This window comes from Alcanivorax sp., assembly GCF_017794965.1.
In the GTDB taxonomy this organism is placed as follows: domain Bacteria; phylum Pseudomonadota; class Gammaproteobacteria; order Pseudomonadales; family Alcanivoracaceae; genus Alcanivorax.
Genome location: NZ_CP051240.1, coordinates 544256 through 566273, shown reverse-complemented (window position 1 = coordinate 566273; position 22018 = coordinate 544256). Strand labels below are relative to the sequence as shown.

The window sequence follows — 22018 nt, the reverse complement described above, 5'->3', positions numbered from 1 at the left end:
AGCCATGACGCTAAAACTGCACAACACCCTCACCGGGAAAAAGGACGACTTCATTCCGCTGGACCCCAACCGTATCACCCTCTACGTGTGCGGCCCCACGGTCTACAACTTCGTCCATATCGGCAACGCCCGCCCGGTGGTGGTGTTTGATGTGCTTTATCGCTTGCTGGAGCGGCTCTATCCGAACGTGGCCTACGCCCGCAACATCACCGACATCGATGACAAGATCATCACTGCGGCCGCGGAAAACGGCGAAGACATCAGCGCCCTCACCGAGCGCTTCAGTGCCGCCTTCCTGGAAGACATGGCGGCCCTGAACGCCAAAACCCCGAACATCATCCCCAAGGCCACCGATCACATCCCCGAGATGATCAAGATGATCGAGACCCTGGTGGAGAAAGGCCACGCCTACGAGGCCGATGGCCAGGTACTGTTCGCGGTAGAATCCATGCCCGACTACGGCAAGCTCTCCGGCCGCAAGCTGGAAGACATGCTCGCCGGTGCGCGGGTGGAAGTGGCCGACTACAAGCGCCATCCTGGCGACTTCATCCTCTGGAAGCCCTCCACCGATGAACAACCGGGCTGGGACTCCCCCTGGGGCCGTGGCCGTCCCGGCTGGCACATCGAGTGCTCCGCCATGATCCACAAACACCTGGGTGACGTGATCGATATCCACGGAGGCGGCCAGGACCTGATCTTCCCGCACCACGAAAACGAGATCGCCCAGGGCTGCTGCGCTCACGGCACCGACTATGTGCGCTACTGGATGCACAACGGCTACATCAACATCGACGGCGAGAAGATGTCCAAGTCGCTTGGCAACTTCCGTCTGGTCCGTGACCTGCTCACCCAGTACCACGGTGAGATCCTGCGCTTTGCACTGGTCTCCAGCCATTACCGCTCGCCGCTGAACTTCTCCGCCGACGTGCTGGAGAATGCGGAGAAAGGTCTGGATACCCTGTACTACGCCCTGCTTGGCCGTGGCGAAACCGTGGAACCGGAAGCGGGCTACCAGCTGCCGGATAACCACCCGGTACTGGAAGCCCTGAAGGACGACCTGAACACCTCGGAAGCGGTCAGCGCCCTGCATGCCATCGCCGGCGAACTGAACAAGGCCGAGCTGGCCGACAAGCCGAAACTGAAAGCCGAACTGCTGGCCGCCGCCGACTTGCTGGGCCTGCTCACCGAGGAACCCACTGCCTGGTTCCAGAACAAGAACGTGAGCGAAGATGGCCTCAGCAACGACGAGATCGATGCGCTGGTCGCCGAGCGCACCCAGGCCAAGAAAGACAAGAACTTCGCCCGCGCCGACGAGATCCGTGAGCAACTCACCGACGCCGGCATCCAGCTGGAAGACACCCGCGAGGGGACGCGCTGGAGTCGGTAAAGCAGCTGTGAGCTTTGAGCTGTCAGCTGTGAGCTGTGAGCTGTGAGCTGTGAGGAAAAGCTTCAAGCCACAAGCTACAACGCGGCAGAAAGTTTATCGCTACACAAACGCAAAGGCCGCGCCCGGATGATGGGCGCGGCCTTTTGCGTTTTGCGGGAAATGAGGTACGAGTTGCGAGTTGCGAAAATCAAACCCGGTATTGTTGCCAATGTCATCAGTGACAACGGCATCTTGTCCACTGAGCTAGCCGCCGCCCCTTCCTCAAACCGTAGGAGCGGTGGTTCCACCGCGATTCTCAGCGTTCAGGCACATCGCGGTCGAACGACCGCTCCTACAACGATCCCTTCACCGCCGCAGGCCTGACAGGGGATTCCTTTCCGAGCCCAACACAGGCTAGAAACTTGCTGTAGGAGTGCCTCTTGAGGCGCGAACCATGTGTCAACGCGGAACCTTTCCGGGCGCCGCAGGAACGCTCTGTGCTCGTCAGGGCATGCCTGCAAGCGATCCGGGCCTCGGCGAGGAAATGCCTTTCGAGTTACGAGAAGCGAGTGTCGAAAGACACAACCTCAAACCACGTGCCCGGTTGTTGTTTTTGATTTTCGAAACTCGTTACTCGTAACTCGCTTCTGGAATCCTTACCTCGTTTGGGCTCGGATCGCTTGCAGGCAAGCTCCTACAGAAACACGCGTTGTAGCTTGAGGCTTGCAGCTTGCCGCTTTTCCTCGAAGCTGACAGCTCAAAGCTCACAGCTGCCTTACAGCTCCAGCTGATCCATCCCTGGCAGGTTCGGCAGGTCGTCCCGTGTGGCATTGGCAAAGCGCGGCTTCTGCAGCTGTACCTTGATGCCTTCCAGGGTTTCATAGGGCGCCCGGGTGGCCACCAGGTTAGCCAGCCACACCGGCACGCTACCGCCGGGATCCACGAAGGTCTCGAATTTCACGCGCACCCAGCCGTCGTCCAGCGGGGTCAGGGTAAACTGGTTATCCAGGGCCGGAATGCGGACAAAACCATCGCGTTTGTCCGCGAATCCTTCCGCATTCACGCTGTGCAGGGTAATGGTCTTGCTGGCGTCGTCCTGGCTCAGGGTATTGGCCAACACCACATCCCGGTCCGACACCGGCCAGATGCCGTTGAAGGCCATCAGAATACGTTCCTTGTGATCACTGGTCAGGCGCTCTGCACTCTGGTTCTGGAAGATCCATTCCGGGAAGGTATCCACGGCGGTAATCACCGCCAGCACCGACGTCATGGACGCTTTCAGCTCAACCTCACCCTTGAATGCCTTCACCGGACTGCCATCCACCTTGCGGGCATAGGTGCTCACCTCGCCACGCGCTTCCCCCACACGGGTGGTGTCCCAACTTGCCATGTCATCCTGTGCCCAAACCGGGCTGGCCACCATCAACAGGGCCAAAATCAGCGCTTTCATCACGTTCTCCAATGCAGTGCATCAACAGCGCGCAGTATGCACCCACTAGCCCGCGACTCAAGCGCCCCCGGGAAATTGTCCCAACCGACCACCCCAGCCGCAGGATCCTGCCTGCAGGCGCCAGGGGCCGAGCCGCAAGCTACAAGCTACAAGCTGCAACGCGAGAAAGGTTGTCGTGCTCTGGCAGCCTGTGCCCGCGAACGCACACAAGATGGTGCGCGGGCACGGCGTAAGGAGGCCACGATGGGCTTGCTTCGCGTTGAAGCTTGTAGCTTGCTTCCCTGCCGCCTGCAGGCAGGATCCTACGCTGCCCGTTGTCACCAGGCTGTAGTCAAACCCACCCCATTACCCGTATTATCACCCTGATTCTTATTCACCATGCAGGGCTTCCATCGTGAAACCGCTCCTGCTCGGCATCATCTGGCTGTACCAGAAAGTGCTGAGCCCCTGGACAGGCAACCAGTGCCGCTTCTATCCGAGCTGCTCGCATTACGCGAAGCAGGCGATAGAGGTGCATGGCGCCCTGCGCGGTAGTGGCCTGGCGGTGAAGCGCATTTGCAAATGCCATCCCGGCAATCCCGGCGGCTTTGACTATGTGCCCGGCACTGAACCCCATGACAACGCGGAGGCATCGCAATGAGTCGCTCCCGCCTGTCATTCATGCTGGTGCTGTCACTGCTGTGTGCCCAGCTGTTTCTGGCCTGGCACGGCCCCAGCCACATTGATCCGGACAGCGCGCCCCATGAACAGGCGTTGCAGGTGGCCGACTGCGACCTGTGCGGCCATAGTGGCACCGTCGCCCTGCCCAGCAGCGGCGTCCCGTTCCTGCCCGCCAGTGCTCCGGTACTGGGGCAGACACAGCCCCAACCCTTCCTTGCACCCCGCTCCGCCCGGCGCTCACAAGCCCGGGCACCGCCGTATTACGCCTGATTTTCCCGCCCACTGGACAACTCGACGGTTGTGGTGAGCGTATTGCCCCCTGCGTGCTATTCAGGGCGCCGTGCGCCTGCTTCCCATGCCCGTGACGGATACATTGCGATTAATCAGGACGTAACAATGAAAAAGATTACTGCTGCCGGCGCCATGCTGGCCCTGTCTTCCTCTCTGGTTGCCGCCGAAGGCAACAGCACCAGCAACAACCCCCTGGCCGCCTTCAACCCGGCCTTCTCGGTGATTTTTGATGGCATGTATTATCACGACAACGTGGATGGGGAAGGGGCAGCCCTGCTGGAAGAAACCGACAGTGCCTTTCACAGCCACGGCGGTCATGAAGAGCATGAACACGGTGACCTGAAGCGCGGCTTCAACCTGAACGAAACCGAGCTGACCATGAGCGGTTCCGTCGACAGTTACTTCGATGCCTGGCTGTCCGCCGCCATCAGCAGCGAGGGCGACTTTGAGCTGGAAGAAGCCTGGATCCGCAGCCAGTCCCTGCCCGCCGGCCTGCAAGTGAAAGCCGGTCGCTTCCTCAGCGCCATCGGCTATCACAATGAAAAACACCCCCATAGCTGGAACTTCGCCGACCAGAACCTGGCGTACCTGAGCCTGTTCGGTGATCACGGCGTCAGCGGCGACGGCATCCAGCTCACCTGGCTGGCGCCCACCGACAGCTACCTGCAACTGGGTCTGGAAATCACCCAGGGGGACAATCTGGAACGGGTCGGCAGCATTATCGATGCCGAGCACATTGCTGAAGACATTACTGCCGAGCTCGGCAGCACCGTCACTGAAGAGGACCTGAATCTGTCCGAGCAGGATGGCCCGCAACTGGGCGTCTTTACCCTGCGCTTCGCTCCGGACCTGGGCGCCCACCGCGCTCTGCAACTGGGCCTGTCCGCCGCCCGCCACCAGGACAGCCAGTCCTTCCATGAGGAAGGCGGCGGCGAACTGTTCGTCACCGAAGGCGATACCGATGTGTACGGCGCCCAGGCGGTGTACAAGCACTTCGCCTCTGGCCAGTATGGCAAGGGCGGCTGGAGCCTCGCCGGCGAATACTTCTATGCCGATTCCGACCAGGAAGCTGTTTTTCACAGCGACCCCGCCGAACTGGGCCTGCCGGTAACCAGTGAACAGGGCGCCGCCTACGTGGAAGCCAACTACGGTTTCGCCCCACGCTGGCAGATCGGCCTGCGTACGGCAGCCAGCGGCATTGGTGGTGAATTCAGTGAGGGCGACGAAACCGAAGAAGTGCGCCTGTCCCGCCAGCACAGTGCCGCGCTGACCTGGTACGCCACCGAATTCTCCAAGCTGCGCCTGCAATTCAACCGCAACGATGTGCACGGCCACGACGGCAGCGAGGAGTACAACCAGGTCTTTCTGCAGTACAACCTGAGCCTGGGTGCCCACGGGGCTCACACATTCTGATCCGCCACCTGAAGAGGCAAACAGGATGACTATGCGTCTCGACACAATGCGCCGCCCCGTCCAGGGGCTGTGCCTGCTTCTGCTGATGATGGTGGCCCTGCCCGCCAGTGCCAAACTGCGGGTCCTGGCCTGTGAAACAGAGTGGGGGCAGCTGGCCTCCGAGATCGGCGGGGAGCTGGTACAGGTCAAAAATGCCAGCGCACCGGGCCAGGATGCTCATCATATCCAGGCCCGCCCCAGCCTGCTCGCCCAGGTGCGCCGGGCCGACATGGTGCTGTGCACGGGCGCGGAACTGGAAACCGGCTGGTTGCCAGTACTGCTCAACCGTGGCGGCAACCCCGCAGTGCGCCAGGCGCCAGGACTGTTCCTTGCCGCAGAGCAGGTTGAACGGCTGGAAATTCCCACCACCCTGGATCGTGCCGACGGTGATGTGCATGCCATGGGCAACCCCCATGTGCATCTGGACCCGCACCGGGTGATCACGATTTCCGGGCAACTGGCGGAACGCTTTGCCCAACTGGATCCGGACAATGCCGACGCCTATCGCCAACAGCAGCAGGCCTGGCAAGCCGCGTTCCAGTCACAGATCAGTGACTGGGAAGCACAAGCCGCGCCGCTGGAAGGGCTCAAGGTCATCACCTATCACCGCACCTGGAGCTACCTGCTGGACTGGCTGGGCATGACCCGGGTAGATGAACTGGAACCCAAACCCGGCCTGCCCCCCAATCCGGGGCACCTGGCAACACTGGTCCGCAAAGCGGAGGCCGAGCAGGTGGGTCTGATCCTGTACCGCCCCATCAATGGTGATGATGCGGCCAGCTGGTTGGCTGCGCGGACGGCGGCCTGTGCGGTCGAGCTGCCCTTCTCTCCAGGGGAAGAAGGCACCGACACCCTCGCCAGTCTCTACAGCACGGTGATCCAGCGCCTCACCTCGGCGCGGCAAGATTGTCTCCAGGAGACCCCATGATCGATATCCTGCTGCCGGCCTTCATGGCCGGCATGCTGGTGCTGGCCAGCCACATCCCCCTGGGGCGGCAGGTACTGGCGCGGGGCATCATCTTTATCGATCTGGCCGTGGCCCAGGCTGCGGCCACCGGCTTGATTGCGGTACACCGCTTTGCCCATGTGGAATCCGACTGGGTATTGCAGGCGGTGGCCATTGGCACCGCACTGGGATTCGCTGTCATCCTGCACCAGCTGGAACGGCTGGGGCACCGGGTTCAGGAGGCCCTGATTGGCGCCACCTTTGTGGTACTGGCCAGTGTCAGCGTACTGCTGCTGGCCCATGATCCCCATGGCGGCGAACACCTGAACAGCAGCCTGGCCGGACAGATTCTGTGGGTCGATAACCACCAGCTGATCGGGCTGGCAGTCAGCGCCCTTGCCGCGCTCGCCGCCATGACCCTGTTCCGCCACCCGCTACTGGCGTTCTATCTGCCCTTTGCCATCGCCATTACTGCCTCGGTACAGGCCGTGGGGGTCTATCTGGTGTTTGCCTCTCTGATCTTCCCGGCACTGGCGGGCTACGGCAGCCAGCGGCCTGTGCTTTACGCGCTGGCGGCGGGGCTGAGTGGCTATCTGATCGGTCTGGCCGCCAGCCTGTATCTTGACTGGCCCAGCGGGCCGGCGATCGTTACCAGTCTTGCACTCTGTGCCACCGCTATCGCCATCTTCCGCACGATCACCGCACGAGCATGAGCACGACACCTGCCAGACACCTCGCCACGACCAAAGGGGGTGGGCCACAGCCCGCCACGCCCAGCGGTCGTCGTCATCTCGCGATATGGCTGGCCCTTGCCGTGCTGTGCGCACAGCTCCTGTTCGCCTGGCACTCGCCTGCGCACATTCTCACCCCGGAGCACGACTCCGAAACGGAACTGCTTGCCGCCGCCGATTGCCATGTCTGTACCCATGGTCATGGCCTGCTGGCCCTGCCCAGTCTTTACGACACCCCGGTGTCGCCGCATAGCGAACCGGCACCGCTATATCCCACCCTCCCCCCACTGGGGCACACCCGTGGTATCGGGCCGCTGCCTCGCGGCCCTCCCGCCTCTGTCTGAACACCACAGCCAACTGTTCTATCTGACAGCCGGCGCCTTGCCACTGGCGGGCCCCTGTCGGTTCGTTCCATAGCGGATTCCCCCTGGAATCCCTGTGCCGTCATGCCCTGCATGAGCGGTAAAGACAGAGGTAGTTATGTTTTCTCGACGCCAAACCCTGGCCGGGTGCGTCGTTGCAGCGCTGTGTGCGCCTGCAGCAGTCATGGCCGAAACCAACAATGCGGACATTCACCAGCTGGAAAAAGTGGATGTCTCTGCGCTGCCCCTGGGCAGTGGCAGCCCCAGTACTCCCTACTCGGTAATGGATCAGCAGACCCTGACCCAGAAAAACGAAGACACCCTGGGCAACACGCTCAACAACCAACCCGGTGTGCACAGCGACACCTTCGGGGGTGGCGCCAGCCGGCCGGTGATCCGTGGCCAGAGCGGCCCCCGTGTGGGCGTACTCAGCGACGGCTCCCAGGTGCTGGATGCCTCCACCATTTCCCCGGATCACGCCATCACCGTAGACCCCATGCTGGCACGGCAGATCGAGGTGCTGCGCGGGCCGGCCACCCTGCTGTATGGCAGCGGAGCCAGTGGCGGCGTAGTCAACGTGCTGGACAACCGCATCCCCTTCCAGCGGCCCACAGAGGGCGTGGAAGGTTTTGTGGGACTGCGCGCCAACACCGTGGCCGATGAAAATGCCACCGCCGCCGGCGTGACCGTCTCCGCCACCGACCATCTGGTGTTCCGGGTGGAAGGCAGCCGCCGGGACGCCGAGGACTACGAGATCAACGGCTTCGAGCAACTCACGGTCCCCGGCACGTTTTCTGAAAGCGACAACGGCAGTATTGGCGCCTCCTGGATCGGGGACCAGGGCTACTTTGGCCTGGCCTACAGCTATCGTCGTGATCATTATGACCTGCCCGGCCACAGCCACGAGTTCGAGGCGTGTGAGGCCGATGGCACCAGTCTGGACTGCCCCGCCGGCGGTCATAGCCACGACCACGATCATGATCATGGCGTGCCCTATGTGGACCTGGCCAGCCGCCGTGTTGATGCCCGTGGCGAGTACCGCAATCCGTTCAGCGGCATTGCCAAGGTTCGCTTCCGGGGCAACGTCACCGATTACCGCCATCACGAAATTGAAGAAAACACCATTGGCAGCACTTTCACCAACAAGGGCGGCGATGCCCGGCTGGAAGTGGAGCACACGCCGTTCGGTAACTGGCGTGGGGTGGTGGGTTTGCAGTACACCCGCTTCGACTTCAGCTCGCTGGGGGCGGAAGCGTTCGTGCCCAAAACCGAAACCGAGTCCATCGCCGCGTTTGTTGTGGAGGAATACACCCTCAACGAACAATGGTCGTTTGAGCTGGGGGCCCGTCAGGAGCATCTCACCCAAACACCGGATGCACGTGACGGTGACGCCCTGCTGAAGGTGACGGCGGACAATGCCTCCTTCTCCGGCGCGGTCAACTGGCGCTTTGTGCCTGGCTATGAACTGGTGCTGTCTGCGGCCCACTCCGGTCGCGCGCCCACAGCGCAGGAGCTGTATGCCGATGGCGTGCACCTGGCCACCAACACCTATGAGTGCGGTCTGCTCAGCGACTGTGGCGGTACCCCCCGCGACCTGCTCGACGATGAAATCAGCCTCAGTGCCAACCTGAACCTGCGCAAGACCCAGGGCGACTGGCTGTTTGATGTGGGGGTATTCGAAAACCGCATCAACAACTATATCTATGCCCGCACCCTGGACCAGCAGGAAGACTTCCGCCTGATCAAGTACAGCCAGCGCGACGCCACCTTTACCGGTGCCGAAGGGTCGGTGAGTTACTTCGGTATCGACCCGGTGGGCATCACCGTCTTCGCTGACATGGTGCGCGCCACGTTCGATGACGGCAGTGGCTACCTGCCCCGCATTCCGGCCAAACGTCTGGGCACCCGCCTGAACAGCTATGTGGGTCACTTTGACGGTGAACTGGAGTTCTACCGCAGCTTCACCCAGGACCAGATCGCCGGCTTCGAGGAAACCACCCCGTCCTACGACATGGTGAACGCCACCCTCAGCTACCGGCTGCGCGGTGACCAGCGCTACACCTTCTTCGTGCGCGGCAACAACCTGCTTGGCGAAGAGGTGTTCAACCATGCCTCCTTCCTGGCCAGCACCGTGCCGGAACCCGGACGCAACATCACCGTAGGCACCCGCATTGAATTCTGATCGCCGTTACCACGGCAATGTCCCCGGCACTTTTTTAGCCGGGCAGCAAAACGCTATTGGAGAAAACCATGCAACGCATGATGAATAAACTGAAACACAACGCCGCTCTGCCCCTGTCACTGATGATCGCCATGGCCATGACCGGCTGTAATGAAACCGGCACCAGTCCACTGGGCGGAGGCGAAGACGACCATGATCATGAGCATGGCAGCAGCGCCCACCCGGGCCGCCTTGTGATCGCCTCCCGCGATGGAGCAGGCGATCAGCTCTATGTCTTTGACCTGGAAGAAGGCGCCCTGCTGCCGGGCAGCCTGGCTCTGGACAACGCCCCCAGCGGCCTTTACACCAGCCCGGGCAAGCGCTTTGTACTGGCGCCACAGCGGGCAGCCAACCAGGTCCAGATTGTGGATGGCGGCCTGTACTACCACGACGACCATGTGGATGAAGTCTCTCCCCGCTTCACCGGCACCCTGAGCGGCCCGGCGCCCACCCACTATCGTGTCCATGGCGAACAGGCAGCCCTGTTCTATGACGGCGATGCCGGCAGCGCCATCATGGCGGAAGTAGAACTGCTCACGGATGAATCCCTGGAAAACGCCGGCAGTGTGGCAAGCCAAACCCTGGCCAGCGCCCACCATGGCGTGGCCGAGCCCCGCGGGGATGTCCTGCTGGCCACCTTCCGCACTGCCGCCAGCGGCCTGCCGGAAAAAGTGGACATCTACCACCAGCACAACGACCACTACCATCAGGAAGGCACTGTCAGCCTGGACTGCCCGGGCCTGCATGGCGCTGGCTCCAATGAAGACTACTCCGTGTTCGGCTGCAGCGATGGCATCCTCATCGTTCACCAGGACGGAGAGACCTTCACCGCACAGCACGTGGACAATGCCACCATCGGCCTGAGTGGCAGCGAGCGCATCGGCAGTTTCGACAGTCACCATGAAATGGCGCACTTCGTAGGCTACGCTGGCGACCGTATTTTCATTGTTCACCCGGATGATGGCGACGTGGAAGAACTGGACTGGACCGAAGGGGCGGCGGTTTCCCTGGACACCCACAGCCTGGATCCCCATGGCGAACACCTGGTGCTGCTGGATGATGCCGGCGACCTGCGCATCTTCGACACCGCAGACTGGAGCGAGCACGCCCACCTGGAAGACGCCATCGACCCGGCAAGCGCCGCGCCGCCCGCCACCGGCCACGGCAGCCGCGTTTCCATGACCGTGGCCGGTGAGCCCGCCCACGTCTTCATGTCCAATGCCGGCAACCAGTCCATTGTGGTGGTGCATCTGGAAGAAGGCAGCGTGGAAGGCGCCTTGCCGCTGAGCTTCCCCCCTGCCGCGCTGGCCTGGGTCGGCCTTGACGGTGAGCACGAGGAACACGCACACGAAGACGAAGAAGACCACGACCATGAGCATGACCACGACCACTGATCCCCGGTCTGCTCAGCCCCTCCCCTCATAAGGGGGAGGGGCACTTCTCCTTCAATCTCCCCCTCTTAAGCCCCTCACTGCGGGCTATCTCACCGCAAAATCACCAGAGTCGCCGTCACCGGCGCTTTTCACTACAATCTCCCTTCATCACACTGTCGTTATTGCGGACCATGCAGGAGACACCATGAAGAAAGCCCTTATTGCGGCCACCCTGGCACTGCCTCTTTGTGCCAATGCGGGCGGCTTTGCCGGCCTGGACTACGTCAGCAGCAAGATCGAACCGGACAACACCACCGCCTCCGCCAAACCGCAGGCCCTGCAGTTCAAATTCGGTAGCTGGATCAACAAGGACGAAACCCTGGGCGGGGAGCTTCGTCTGGGCCTGGGCATGGGCGATGACAAACTGACCAACAGCGCCGATCTGGAAATCGATCGCTACTACGGCGCCTTCTTCCGTGGCCAGTTCCCCAACACCCTGCCGGTTCGTCCCTACGGCCTGATCGGTGTGAGCTACATGGAAACCACCGTGGAAAACCGCTTTGGTGGCAGCGATGGCGAAAACTTCAAGGACCTGTCACTGGGCCTGGGCGTGGATGTGACCATCACCAACAGCATGTTCGTCAGCCTGGAATACATGCGCGTGGTGGATCGCAGCGGCGATGAAGTCACCAACCTGGCGCTGGGCCTCAACGGTCGCTTCTGAACCGGCACAGGCACCAAAAAAAACCGCGCAGCCGCGCGGTTTTTTTATGCCGCTTCGCGGCTGCAACACGGTTCACGCAACATGCGGCACGCAAAGATCAAAAGCAGATTTACCGCAGAGTACACAGAGCTCACCGTAGGAGCGGTCGTTCGACCGCGATGTCCAGACGCGAATCCATACTGCATTGCGGTGGAGCCACCGCCCATGCAAACGCCCGCCAAGCCCCGCAGGCGTGGCTCAGACCTTGCGGGCAAACGCGGACATCCGCTCCAGCCAGGTCTGCCGCTTGGCATCCGAGGCATACCGCACCGGGCCCAACACCGTCATTTCCACCGGCTTGATGCCTACAAACTCCAGAATGGTTTTGCGGATCTGGTTATGCGCCGGGCTGCGATAAACCAGTTTGAAGTACCAGGGGGGCGTATCCATGGTAGTGATCACATGGGCCGAGCGCCCCGCCAGCAGCTTGTCCCAGAACTGGGAATTCTTGCGATACTTGAAGGCGTACCCCGGCAGAAAAACACGGTCGAACATGCCTTTCATGATGGCCGGCATGGAGCCCCACCACACCGGGAACACCAACACCACATGCTCCGCCCAGGTAAATGCCTCCTTGATGTCCAGCAACCCCGGCTCCAGCTCCTGTCGCTGGTTGTAGCCATGGCGGAGCACCGGATCAAACTCGATCTCGCCCAACCGGAAATAACGCACCTGGTTCCCGGCCTGCTCCGCGCTTTCTGCATAGCGATCCGCCAGCGCACGACAGAAACTGTCCGGATCCGGACTCCCCAGAATCACCGCAATCTTCTTTCCCATGGCATTCCCTTTTGATTAAACCTGCATCGACGCACGTGAACCTGCTCATCACAATCGAAGGTGTCCTTACCCGTGCGGTCCCGCCACAGACATGGGGAGCCCCGGAGGTATCGCAAGTCGATCAGCGACAGGAAATCACGATAAAAGAGAGAAAGATGCCTATTGGCCTGATCAGAATAGAGCAGGAAACATTAGCCGCAACGCTGTCACACAGATCCGCACTGAGGCGGGGAAACACCAATAAACCACTTGGGGTGCATGGCCGCAAAATCGTAACGGACATTGCTCGGCAGGTAATGGGCCGAATCCAGCACGGCCGGTTGCCCTTCCAGCCGACAAAACACCACCCAGTGCCAGTAATTCACACCGTCTTCCTGGTGGTGCTTGATGGAAAGCAGCGCCAGATCCGGCAACGCCGCCCAGGAGGAGAACGCCGTCTCCCGTAAAGCCGCTTTCGCCCCACCCCAGGCCAACAGCCGCCGCACATACTGTGTATCGGACCATAAGGAAGGATCAGAAGCCTGAATGCCCATGCCATTGGCAACCGCTTTCATCTGCTTGTAGGTGAGACCAAGGATGCAGGCCGCGGCGGCAATACCACAGCCGGTTTCTTCTTCCTGGATGACGGGGTTTATCATGGGTGTCTGCTTTTTTGGGGAGCTAGCTAGCGCTGGCGGCAGCGGCGCGACGCAAGGAGCGTCCGTTGACCGTATTGGTTAGGCTAAGTATTGCCGCGGATTTGATCCAACTCGTGGCGATACGTTGTAAAAACATCACGAACTATGGATAACATCTCATTGAAGCATGCAACTACCTCAACCCAGCTATCTTCGGGAAAACCAAGGTCCTCCCGTGTTACACCAAATTCAATCGTTTCTAATCCCTCAGACCCTATCGATTGGATCGAGTCAAAAACTTGCCTCTCCGAAAAATGAACATAACCAGAAGTATACTGATAAACGTTTTTCACCCATGGGTACTGCTCAGTCATTCGATCGATAAGATATCCATCGCGAAGGTTCTTTCCGTCCCTGCACCTAAATTTATTCAAAGGTTTTCCCGCCATGACCTGTTGTGCCACGTCTGAGGGGTTATCAACATACGTGTAAGCCAGCAATCGACTTAGCGTATCCAACTGCATTCGGACCATGGCCCTCACACAGGTCATGTTCTTATTATCAACTAGAGCTTTGACCCCCATTGCGAGGCTCATCGAGCGCTTCAGCACACCAATAAAAATTAGGTCAAGGACGTACATGGGGCGATCACCGTGCCCCAATGTCTCTTTGCCCAACTTTGGAAGATGGTCGATCCATTCCTCCAGTTTTCTTAGTTCAGACTCGAGTTTCATATCTGCCTAACGCCCCAAGCAGGGGCATATTTTGTGTTTTGAGCGCAGCGAAACAAAATATGTCCCACTGCCTTGGCTTGTTATGTGTGACTGGCTACCACTTACTCCTCAGCAACCCTGGAAACACAGCCCCGATTACTTTCTCTCCACCAATACCATACGCCAGAAATACTGCACTTATAAAAAGACCTGAAAAGTGAGAAAGGTCAACCGCAACGGCGTAAAGCATGAGGCCAAAAACACCAATTCCACAGACGCCTAGTATTCCGCTAAGGACTCGCAGAAACTTTTTCATTTCTCGCTATCCACACCACATAACAGCGTATTCAGTCGAACGGTTCGACATATCTTTTTTCCACATATTTCTGAGCCAGAAACACATCACCCCAAACAAAAAAACCATCACCTCAACAGGTTACCGAAAAAACAACAACCTTTCTCATCTGACAAAACGCGAATCATTCGACATAGTACCGGTACAACCGTACCCGAACCGCATTCGCCTCCCCGAACAAAACACCTTATATCAATCATTTAGCATTTTCTGTAAGCCATCTCTTACACGGGAATGATCCTGTCTGTTGAGCACGGGGTTATTCCGTTTAGGAGATGGCTTTCTCATGACACAAAAAAGGCGAGCTGTCGCTCGCCCTCCTTTAGCCCATGACGGTAGTCATCCGGTCACCGGATACGGTTATTCGCAATTCAGGTTTGCATTGGAATCTCGTACCAGTCCGTTGTAGGCATAGATCGTCCAGTCCACGGTGCCCTGCCCGCCTCTTACCTGGTCATTGGTAACGGTGCACTTGTCGCTGAAGTTGCCGGGGCAACTGGCCACCTGGGCGCACTGGGGCTCATAGATTTTTCTGTCTGAGGCCAGTGCAAAGTCGTACCTCGCGCACAGGTCTCCACTGCGGCAGTAGAGCGTGCCGCTGGTCATGGCGTCCTTGTAGCTACCGGTATCTTCCTTGTCGCACTCGGCGAGGATTGACGCCATCTGGCTTTCCAGGGCGCGCCGGTCAGCGGGTTCCAGTTTGGACAGCTGTGTCTGCAAAGCCGCGCAAGTGGCCGCCATCTCGTTGGCCAGCAGCGGCATGGGCAACAGTGTCAGGATGGCGATCAGTATTCGTTTTTCATGGTTTTCCCCTTTCCCGTGGTATCAGAATGTATTCCCCTGCCACCGTAACAAGCTCTTCACCCGCCTCCATCCCCCAAATTGGGTACTGGCTGGGAGGCTTGCAAACAAAACCCTTCCCGAGGTCGACCAAAACCGCTTCGCTTGCAAGCAAGCTCCCACAGAGTGGTTTTCCGGATTTGCGTGATGCGTGATCCGGAGCGGCATAAAAAAGCCCGGACAACGGGCGTTGTCCGGGCCTGAATCAGCTGCGGTGCAGCTCTCCCTTCGTTGAGTGACTGTGGCGCTTACCGGTCTTCATACCGCTGGTGCTTGAAGAAGATGCCGGTGTCGCCGAACTGGGACAGGGTGAATTCGGAATCGGTCACCAGTTCACCGATTTTCACCGCACTGTTGCGACGCTCGCGCGCGTAGCGGGCAGTTACCCAGGGCCAGATGGAGGTCTTGATGCGCTGGGTGGTGCCGTAGATGTCGTAGACCTTGGTGCCCGCGGGAATAGCGGTCAGGTCGTCACGGAAATCATGGGCACCGGTGGTGATGTTGTTGCGCAGGGTGCTGTTGGGCACGAAGTAGATCTGCGACGGGGTCTTGGGGTTCCCCACAACGGTACCGTCCTGCGTGACCTTGGCCATGTCGTTCATCACCAGCAGCGTGGGCTTGCTGGATACCAGCGAGAACAGGGTGGTGGTGCCCAGGGTCTCGTTCACTTCCGGCTGAACATAGTTGGACAGTTCATTGGCAAAGATATTGTGGTTACTGCCCTGCCCGCTGAGGGTGTAAAGCGCGGACACGTTTTCGGAGCGCTTGCCGTCCACAAACAGTTTCAGTGCCAGGCCGGGGGCAAAACCGCGGTCGGAAGGATCACCCGTGACGGACAGACGCAGCAGGCCGTGATCAGCACCCTGGAACAGGCCGGTGAAATCGTGACCGGCGGCGGGAATGAACTTCACCTTGGCCAGACCGCCACGGGGGTGAATCGGCTTGCTGTAGCCTGGCGGTGCCACGTCGGTGACATCCTGCACTTTCTTCCACAGGACGGAATTGATCAGGCCACCAATATCGATGGGCTCGATGGCTGGCACTTCGCCGTCCGCGTAACTGGTGCGCAGGGCGCCGTTTACCCACAGGTGGTTCTGCTTGGTTTGCGCATCCCATTGCTGATACTCCGCGGGCATGTTCAGCCCCCAGGGCTTGAAGGCGTTATCCATGCCCACCAGGCTGGTGGCCAGCGACGGGAAGTGGCGACGGATCACGTCCACCATGGTGTTCTCTTCCACCCAGTCGATACCTTCTGCGGTATAGACTTCATCGGTGTAATCGGTGGTGAAGAAGCGGTCGGTCATCAGACGACGGGACGCATTGAGGATAAAGATCTGGAAGGAGGTTTCACCAAAGCCGAAACCTTCCGGGCGCACTTCTTCACCCAGTTGCCCGACCAGGGTGTCCACCAGTTCGATGTCGTTGTTGTACAGCGCTTTCAGATCCGCCAGCAGCTCGGGATCACTGGTCAGTTGCTCGAAGCTGGTGAGCGGCTTGAGGCCAATCTGGCGGCGGAATTCATTATAACGGGGTACGCCACGCTCGCGGTCACGCAGGATATCGATGGCGGCCATGTCGATGTCGCCAATCAGCGGCATGGACAGGTTGCGCAGGAAGTCCGGGTAGTTGTTCAGGGTCAGCGCACCGGGGTGGGTAATGCCAAAGGAATACCACAAGCGGTCCTGGCCCAGATCATCCAGCAGGTCTTCGGCATCGCCGTTGCGGGTATCTTCCAGGGCGATTTCCTGGTCCACCACGTTGGAGCCGATGTCGTACACCTTGATTTCGTCACGCAGCAGCGGGTGCATGCGGTACACGGACACGAATTCTTCCGTAAGGGTGTAAGGCACGTCGTAGTTGTTGGGCGTGCGCGAGCCAACCAGGCCCGCCAGAGCATGCTCCAGTGAACCGGTGGGGCTGTCGCCCAGACCGTTATCGATACCCACCAGATCCAGCAGGCCACCAATCTGGCCCAGGTTATTGTTCAGGTTATCCAGATCGTTCTGATACTTGTCGCGCTTGTCGCGATCGCCACCCAGGCCCCACCAGTTGGCGTACATGGCACGCTCCAGTACCGGGTTGGCGAGAATCGCCGGGGTCCATTCCACGGTATGAATCTTGGCCATGAGGGCAGCATTGATCAGCCGCGCCTTGTCGTAATACCACTGGTCTGTTTCGCCCGGATAATTGGCCACCAGCATGTCGGCAATGGCGTTGTGTTCCTGGGTAAAGATGTGGTGCAGCATGCTCAGCCCCACCCACCAGTTTTCATTGAAGCCCGTGACCGGTTTGCCGCTGAAGAATTCGGTGGGCAGGCGGCCATCGCCATCCACTTTCAGCTTGCCGTCCACGAAGGCACGCACTTCGTCGTTGGTTTCCTTGCTGCTGCCGTACAGCTGCGAGCCATCCCACCAGTGGGTGTTGATGTTTTCGTAGGTGATGATGCCCTCATCGCCGCTCACATCCGGGTCGGGGCGGGTGCGCTGGACCGACATGGTGCCGCCACCCAGCACGTCCCCGGCGGGCAGCGGGAACTCGATGGGGTTGGCATCGGTACGGGGGCCATGATCGAACCAGTCATGAACCATGAACTGGATCCAGGAGGTGGCAATGAAATTCAGTGTGGTCGCGGGTTTGAAGTCACCACCGCGAGACATGATCAGGTTACTGACTTCCCGGGGATTCGGGGTCAGCAGGTTGCCGCTGTTGGATTCGGCATACACCGCTGCCGGGTCCACGTTACGTCCGAAGTTCACATGCACGGACCCCTCGGCAGGGTTCTCCAGAATATTACAGGTCCCGTCTTCGGTACGGGCGGTGAGGCTGCGTTCATCACAGACAATATCGGCATTTTTTTCCTGCCAGTCTTCCGTGTCGAACATGTTGTTTTCCAGCAGCTCCTGTCGCTCACCGGCCAGCACCAGCAGTGCGACCATGACGCCAAGAGAGCCGAATTTGGTAAGGGCCGGCCAGGTGACCCAGGGGGACATCGCCATGAGTAGTCTCCGTCGTTGTTTTTATCGGGGTAATTCAGACAACGGCAGGACTCTAGCAACGGCGCCCCCTACCCACCCCCTCCTCCGGGAGGGGGCGGGGGGGGACGGGAAGGGAAAACGCGAACGGGTTCAAGGTTTGGGGAGCAGTTGAAAGTTCAAAGTTTAAAGTTGAAAAGGAGAATCAAAACCTGGCCCTGGCCCTCTGGCTCTGGGATCAAGCGACAATCAGGCCTCTGAGCGCGGGCACGACATGGCAAATCCCCATCGTCCTCACCCGCGCTTTTGAACTTTCAACTTTAAACTTTCAACTCATCTCGACGTGGCGCGCAGGACGGCTTCGGTGCGGTTGGAGACCCCCAGCTTGCTGTAGATATTTTTCAGGTGCCACTTGGTGGTGGTGACAGACACGCCGGTCTGCTCACTGATCCTGGCGTTGCTCAACCCGTTCTGCAGCAGCTCGAAGATCTCGAACTCCTTGGGTGTCAGGACAGAAGCGGGATCCACATCCAGGGGTTGTTGCTCCGGCTCCTGATCAAAGATCCCCGAAAACAGCTGGGTGTAAAAGTCAGGCAGGCAGAGCCGTCCCCGCCGCCACAGATCGCTCATCAGCCCGCCCAGGCCCGGCGCCTCATCAAACACAGAGCGGTTGATATTCATCAGACCATGCCGACTGATGAGGGTCTCGATACCGCGCAGCTGCTCCATGTCGCTGCCATGCTTGCCGGCCAGCACCAGCAGGTTGGCCTCCATGATCGCGCCGCGGCTGCGAATGCCGGCGCGATTGATCACATCACGCAGCAGTATGAGTGCCGCTTCTGCCTCCCCGTGGCGGGCGGAGGCCATCAGCCAGTACACCGCCGCCAGCCCCCGGCGCTCCCAGCTCTGGCTGTAATCCGCCGGCGCCTGGCCGAGATTACCCTCCACCCATTGGCTTAACTGAAACCGTTCGGCAACCGCGTCCAGCCGTGCCCAGTCACCGTTCACATAGGCCTGTCGTACCATCTCCAGTACCGCCCCACTCATGAAGCGCTCGTAGTTCCCCAACAGCAGAATGCTGTACAGCTTGTCCAGCATGCGCAGGGAGTTCTTGCGGTTGCCCTGGTGGTGCTGCAACCGTGAGAGAATCAGGTACACGGTGTGGATCACTTCCGTGGCCGACGCAGAAGACACCAGCGGCAACAGGTCTTCACACAGCTGACGCGCTTCTTCCAGGCGGTTCTGGTCGTACAGCACCACCACCATGCCGGTGGCCCACAACGTCCAGGTGGGACAGTCCCGGGGCGTGGCGACAAACTGTTCACTCACCAGGGTCACCGCCTCGGCAATATTGCCCAGCTGATGATGGGCCAGCGCACTGATCAGCCCGGCGTAACCGGCAGTAAAATGCTGACCCAGCTGCATCAACACCTCGCGGGCCTGAGAGGAGAACGCCAGCGCCGATTGCAGACGACCGTGCTGCAAGTGGTAGTACGCCACCATGGCCAGGGAAAAGGCGCGCACATCCCGATGGCTGCTGGTCTCCATCAGCAGGGAGAGATTGGCCCCTTCCATGAAATCCGTATCGTGCTGAAACAGCTGTAGATGCAGCTCCAGGAAGGTGAGCGTCTGCTGGGCATCCGGGTCCTGCTGCGATGCGGCAGACACCTGGTCCCGATAGGCATCCAGATAGAAGCGGGCGCGGAAAAAATGGCGGGACAGGGTCAGGGTACTGATCAGCGGCGCGGCCAGATCCAGGCGTGCCAGCAACTCCTCATCCGGGATCTGCTCTGCCCATTCCAGAATCTGGCTGGCGTAGCCCTCGCGTAGCCAGAAATCGAACGCCCACGCCAGCGCATCCAGCAACAACTCCACATCATCCGCACGCAGTGCGTGCCAGAGCCCCTGTTCGTAGTCCCCCTGCTGCAGGAAATAGGCCGTAGCGCGAGCATGAATGGGGGCCACACACTCCGGCATGTCGATACGGACCCGGGTTTGCAGAAACTCACGCAGCAGCGCGTGATAGCGGTACCAGCCAGGGCGCCCGGGTACCGGGATGATAAACAGCTCCCGGCGGGACAATTCTTCCATCAGCGCTGCCGAGTGGGTGGTGTCCAGCACCGCATCGCCGATATCCGCATTGAAGTGATCCAACAGGCTGCTTTCCAGAAACAGTTTTCTGGCGTACTCCGGCAACCCCTTGAGCACCGCATGGCCAAAATACTCCATGATCTCCGGCTGGCTGGCATGGAAATCATGCAGGGTATTCACTCCAGACCCCATTGCCCCCATGAGCGCGATTTTGACGCCCGCTACCCAGCCCTCGGTAATGCTCATCAGGTGATCCAGGGCATCGTCTTCCAGAGGCGCGCCGCCCAGGCGCTGGTTCAGTTCGATCACCTCATCACGGCTGACCCGCAATGCACTGGCATCCAGCTCCAGCAACGCGTCATGCAAACGCAGGGCGGTCAGATTCAAACCGGGACGGGTGCGACTTGCAATCAGCAGATGTACCCGCCCCGGCGGCGCGGCGCACATCACATCCAGGACTTTCAGGGTCTCTGCGTTGCGAATGTGCTGAAAGTCATCAAACACGATGTAGAGCGGTTCCTGGACTTGCCCAAGGGCATCCAGCAAGGCCTCGGCAATGGAAGAGGGCGGCAATTCCGACACATCAAACGGCATGAACCAGGAGGTATCAAACGCGGGCACCAGCGCGCGGGTGCGCTCGGCGAAACGTCGCAGGAACCGCACCGGGTCATCGTCCGATGGCTGAATGGCCATGAATACCACCTGCTCCATGGCCATTTGTTGGCGCCACTGGTTCAACAGGGTGGACTTGCCGGAGCCGGCCGGCGCCAGCAGCAAGGTCAGTGGATAGTCATGGCAGCCATTGAGGTGTTCTACCAGCTCCCGCCGGTAGAACTGGCCGGATAACTGACGTGTGGTTCGTCCCGAACTCATAGCGACTCCCTGCCTGGGAATACGTTGTTATTGTTATGGTCGTGCCGGCATCACGGGCCACCGCACACAATGCCCCCGCAAATCTAGCCGACACGACAGTGCCATTCCTTGCACAAGGTCACAATCCCCCCTGTATCTGTTTCCTTTTTGTACCTTGGTGCCGCTTCCCTCCCACGCTGGTGACTTTACAAACCGTGCGCCCCATCACATTTATTGCCACAAACTGGCGATTTTTAGCGTTATTTCCCACAACCACCAACGGCACCTTTTCGCCACACCCCGCTGAAACCCTGTAAATCATGGGCAATGGCTCACCGTAGTGGATACTCACGTGCACAAAATATGCAAAAAAATTTCCTTTTTTTGGGCAATTTTTTTCATTAGCGTCAGTCATCGGGGATACGACTTTTTTATTTTTTCTGGAGAAAAAATAATGACAAAGCATCAAAATAACATCACAGAAAAAGCCAGCGAGGCGCCAGAAGATCAGCCCCTGGCACCCCTCTCCCGGCGACAGTTTCTTGCCCGCTCTGCACTGGTTACGGCAGCCGTGGCCGCCGCAGCGGCGCTGCTGAAAAGCCGCAAGGCCCACGCCGCGGTTCTGCCACCGGCCATGATTACCGACACCCTCAATGCGGTGCTCGCGTTTGTGGTCCCCGGCGCAGACCCCTACTCCGTGCAGCAGCAGCTCACCGACGACCAGCCCGGTGGCGTGGAGGCCAATGCCCAGCTCCCTCTGGAATTTGGCCTCAATACCGCCGGCCTGGCACCGCCGCCGTTCGATTCACTCTCCGAATTGATCAGCTTCGCGCTGGATAACGTTACGGATTTCATCAACCCCACGGTCACCGGCCCGTTCAGCGCGCGCTTTGCCAACCTGACCTGGAACGAAAAAGTGGCCGTTTTCAGCGCCATGGAGAGCGGACTGGCTGGCGCCGAACTGATCACGCTGGCCAATGCCCTGCTGCTCTATTCCGGGCTGGTGAGCTACTCCGAAGCCGGCGTGCTCAATCCGCTCACCGGCGAACTGATAGCCGAGCCGGTGGGCTGGCAGATCAGCGACTACAAGGGCATTTCGGTGGGACGGGATGATTACCAGGGTTACTACCGTAACCAGCGTTTCGCCTACGACTACTGATCGAACAACACGCTAGCCAAGCAAACC

At 59.8% G+C, this 22018-nt stretch carries 19 protein-coding genes; 11 read left to right on the top strand and 8 right to left on the bottom strand.

Features of this window, described 5'->3' with window-relative positions; all coding sequences use genetic code 11:
* The first annotated feature begins 4 nt into the window (after positions 1 to 4).
* The gene (gene cysS / locus HF945_RS02530; RefSeq protein WP_290524202.1) at positions 5 to 1387 is read left to right on the top strand and encodes a cysteine--tRNA ligase; all 1383 of its coding nucleotides are present in this window, start codon (positions 5 to 7) and stop codon (positions 1385 to 1387) included.
* A gap of 754 nt (positions 1388 to 2141) precedes the next feature.
* On the opposite strand, the gene HF945_RS02525 is transcribed toward cysS, so the two are convergent.
* The gene (locus HF945_RS02525) at positions 2142 to 2816 is read right to left on the bottom strand and encodes a hypothetical protein (RefSeq protein WP_290524201.1); all 675 of its coding nucleotides are present in this window, start codon (positions 2814 to 2816) and stop codon (positions 2142 to 2144) included.
* Positions 2817 to 3210: 394 nt separating this feature from the next.
* Here HF945_RS02525 and yidD point away from each other — a divergent pair, with 394 nt between their 5' ends.
* From yidD to HF945_RS02480, 9 genes are all read left to right on the top strand, one after another.
* Entirely contained in the window at positions 3211 to 3456 is a 246-nt protein-coding gene (gene yidD / locus HF945_RS02520; protein WP_290524200.1) for a membrane protein insertion efficiency factor YidD, read from the top strand.
* Positions 3453 to 3746 (top strand): DUF2946 family protein, encoded by a 294-nt coding sequence (locus tag HF945_RS02515; protein ID WP_290524199.1) that lies wholly within the window; start codon positions 3453 to 3455, stop codon positions 3744 to 3746. Before yidD ends, HF945_RS02515 begins: the two co-directional genes overlap by 4 nt.
* Positions 3747 to 3872: 126 nt before the next feature.
* A complete protein-coding gene (locus tag HF945_RS02510) occupies positions 3873 to 5180 on the top strand; it encodes a hypothetical protein (RefSeq protein WP_290524198.1) in 1308 nt (435 codons plus the stop codon).
* A gap of 31 nt (positions 5181 to 5211) precedes the next feature.
* The gene (locus tag HF945_RS02505; protein WP_290524197.1) at positions 5212 to 6147 is read left to right on the top strand and encodes a zinc ABC transporter substrate-binding protein; all 936 of its coding nucleotides are present in this window, start codon (positions 5212 to 5214) and stop codon (positions 6145 to 6147) included.
* Positions 6144 to 6878 (top strand): metal ABC transporter permease, encoded by a 735-nt coding sequence (locus HF945_RS02500; protein ID WP_290524196.1) that lies wholly within the window; start codon positions 6144 to 6146, stop codon positions 6876 to 6878. Before HF945_RS02505 ends, HF945_RS02500 begins: the two co-directional genes overlap by 4 nt.
* The gene (locus HF945_RS02495; RefSeq protein ID WP_290524195.1) at positions 6875 to 7240 is read left to right on the top strand and encodes a hypothetical protein; all 366 of its coding nucleotides are present in this window, start codon (positions 6875 to 6877) and stop codon (positions 7238 to 7240) included. The genes HF945_RS02500 and HF945_RS02495 overlap by 4 nt, the downstream gene beginning before the upstream one ends.
* 202 nt (positions 7241 to 7442) lie before the next feature.
* Positions 7443 to 9440: a TonB-dependent receptor gene (locus tag HF945_RS02490; RefSeq protein WP_290524194.1), complete on the top strand. Its 1998-nt coding sequence runs from the start codon at positions 7443 to 7445 to the stop codon at positions 9438 to 9440.
* A gap of 68 nt (positions 9441 to 9508) precedes the next feature.
* Positions 9509 to 10873 carry a hypothetical protein gene (locus tag HF945_RS02485; protein WP_290524193.1) on the top strand — a complete coding sequence of 455 codons (1365 nt, stop codon included), beginning with the start codon at positions 9509 to 9511 and terminating at the stop codon, positions 10871 to 10873.
* A 184-nt stretch (positions 10874 to 11057) separates the two neighbouring features.
* Positions 11058 to 11576, top strand: a complete 519-nt coding sequence (locus HF945_RS02480; protein ID WP_290524192.1) for an outer membrane beta-barrel protein — start codon at positions 11058 to 11060, stop codon at positions 11574 to 11576.
* 237 nt (positions 11577 to 11813) lie between these two features.
* On the opposite strand, the gene HF945_RS02475 is transcribed toward HF945_RS02480, so the two are convergent.
* From HF945_RS02475 to HF945_RS02445, 7 genes are all read right to left on the bottom strand, one after another.
* On the bottom strand, positions 11814 to 12392 hold the full coding sequence (locus HF945_RS02475) for an NAD(P)H-dependent oxidoreductase (protein ID WP_290524191.1): 579 nt from the start codon (positions 12390 to 12392) through the stop codon (positions 11814 to 11816).
* A gap of 206 nt (positions 12393 to 12598) precedes the next feature.
* On the bottom strand, positions 12599 to 13030 hold the full coding sequence (locus HF945_RS02470) for a hypothetical protein (RefSeq protein ID WP_290524190.1): 432 nt from the start codon (positions 13028 to 13030) through the stop codon (positions 12599 to 12601).
* An 83-nt stretch (positions 13031 to 13113) separates the two neighbouring features.
* Positions 13114 to 13743, bottom strand: a complete 630-nt coding sequence (locus HF945_RS02465; protein WP_290524189.1) for a hypothetical protein — start codon at positions 13741 to 13743, stop codon at positions 13114 to 13116.
* Positions 13744 to 13837: 94 nt separating this feature from the next.
* Positions 13838 to 14038 (bottom strand): hypothetical protein, encoded by a 201-nt coding sequence (locus tag HF945_RS02460; RefSeq protein ID WP_290524188.1) that lies wholly within the window; start codon positions 14036 to 14038, stop codon positions 13838 to 13840.
* A 399-nt stretch (positions 14039 to 14437) separates the two neighbouring features.
* Positions 14438 to 14839 carry a hypothetical protein gene (locus HF945_RS02455; protein ID WP_290524187.1) on the bottom strand — a complete coding sequence of 134 codons (402 nt, stop codon included), beginning with the start codon at positions 14837 to 14839 and terminating at the stop codon, positions 14438 to 14440.
* A gap of 326 nt (positions 14840 to 15165) precedes the next feature.
* Positions 15166 to 17913, bottom strand: a complete 2748-nt coding sequence (locus HF945_RS02450) for a peroxidase family protein (RefSeq protein ID WP_290524186.1) — start codon at positions 17911 to 17913, stop codon at positions 15166 to 15168.
* A gap of 309 nt (positions 17914 to 18222) precedes the next feature.
* Positions 18223 to 20853: a LuxR C-terminal-related transcriptional regulator gene (locus tag HF945_RS02445; RefSeq protein ID WP_290524185.1), complete on the bottom strand. Its 2631-nt coding sequence runs from the start codon at positions 20851 to 20853 to the stop codon at positions 18223 to 18225.
* A gap of 433 nt (positions 20854 to 21286) precedes the next feature.
* Between HF945_RS02445 and HF945_RS02440 the strand changes: the two genes are divergently transcribed.
* A complete protein-coding gene (locus HF945_RS02440; protein ID WP_290524184.1) occupies positions 21287 to 21991 on the top strand; it encodes a twin-arginine translocation signal domain-containing protein in 705 nt (234 codons plus the stop codon).
* Positions 21992 to 22018: the final 27 nt, after the last annotated feature.

Excerpts from the sequence above, each read along its gene's own strand:
- HF945_RS02440 (WP_290524184.1), top strand. The coding sequence starts at position 21,287 with ATGACAAAGCATCAAAATAACATCACAGAAAAAGCCAGCGAGGCGCCA.
- HF945_RS02505 (WP_290524197.1), top strand. The coding sequence starts at position 5,212 with ATGCGTCTCGACACAATGCGCCGCCCCGTCCAGGGGCTGTGCCTGCTT.
- HF945_RS02495 (WP_290524195.1), top strand. The coding sequence starts at position 6,875 with ATGAGCACGACACCTGCCAGACACCTCGCCACGACCAAAGGGGGTGGG.
- HF945_RS02480 (WP_290524192.1), top strand. The coding sequence starts at position 11,058 with ATGAAGAAAGCCCTTATTGCGGCCACCCTGGCACTGCCTCTTTGTGCC.
- HF945_RS02515 (WP_290524199.1), top strand. The coding sequence starts at position 3,453 with ATGAGTCGCTCCCGCCTGTCATTCATGCTGGTGCTGTCACTGCTGTGT.
- HF945_RS02485 (WP_290524193.1), top strand. The coding sequence starts at position 9,509 with ATGCAACGCATGATGAATAAACTGAAACACAACGCCGCTCTGCCCCTG.
- cysS (WP_290524202.1), top strand. The coding sequence starts at position 5 with ATGACGCTAAAACTGCACAACACCCTCACCGGGAAAAAGGACGACTTC.
- HF945_RS02450 (WP_290524186.1), bottom strand. The coding sequence starts at position 17,913 with ATGGCGATGTCCCCCTGGGTCACCTGGCCGGCCCTTACCAAATTCGGC.
- HF945_RS02500 (WP_290524196.1), top strand. The coding sequence starts at position 6,144 with ATGATCGATATCCTGCTGCCGGCCTTCATGGCCGGCATGCTGGTGCTG.
- HF945_RS02475 (WP_290524191.1), bottom strand. The coding sequence starts at position 12,392 with ATGGGAAAGAAGATTGCGGTGATTCTGGGGAGTCCGGATCCGGACAGT.
- HF945_RS02465 (WP_290524189.1), bottom strand. The coding sequence starts at position 13,743 with ATGAAACTCGAGTCTGAACTAAGAAAACTGGAGGAATGGATCGACCAT.
- HF945_RS02445 (WP_290524185.1), bottom strand. The coding sequence starts at position 20,853 with ATGAGTTCGGGACGAACCACACGTCAGTTATCCGGCCAGTTCTACCGG.
- HF945_RS02525 (WP_290524201.1), bottom strand. The coding sequence starts at position 2,816 with ATGAAAGCGCTGATTTTGGCCCTGTTGATGGTGGCCAGCCCGGTTTGG.
- HF945_RS02510 (WP_290524198.1), top strand. The coding sequence starts at position 3,873 with ATGAAAAAGATTACTGCTGCCGGCGCCATGCTGGCCCTGTCTTCCTCT.
- HF945_RS02490 (WP_290524194.1), top strand. The coding sequence starts at position 7,443 with ATGGCCGAAACCAACAATGCGGACATTCACCAGCTGGAAAAAGTGGAT.
- HF945_RS02470 (WP_290524190.1), bottom strand. The coding sequence starts at position 13,030 with ATGATAAACCCCGTCATCCAGGAAGAAGAAACCGGCTGTGGTATTGCC.
- HF945_RS02460 (WP_290524188.1), bottom strand. The coding sequence starts at position 14,038 with ATGAAAAAGTTTCTGCGAGTCCTTAGCGGAATACTAGGCGTCTGTGGA.
- HF945_RS02455 (WP_290524187.1), bottom strand. The coding sequence starts at position 14,839 with ATGCCGCTGCTGGCCAACGAGATGGCGGCCACTTGCGCGGCTTTGCAG.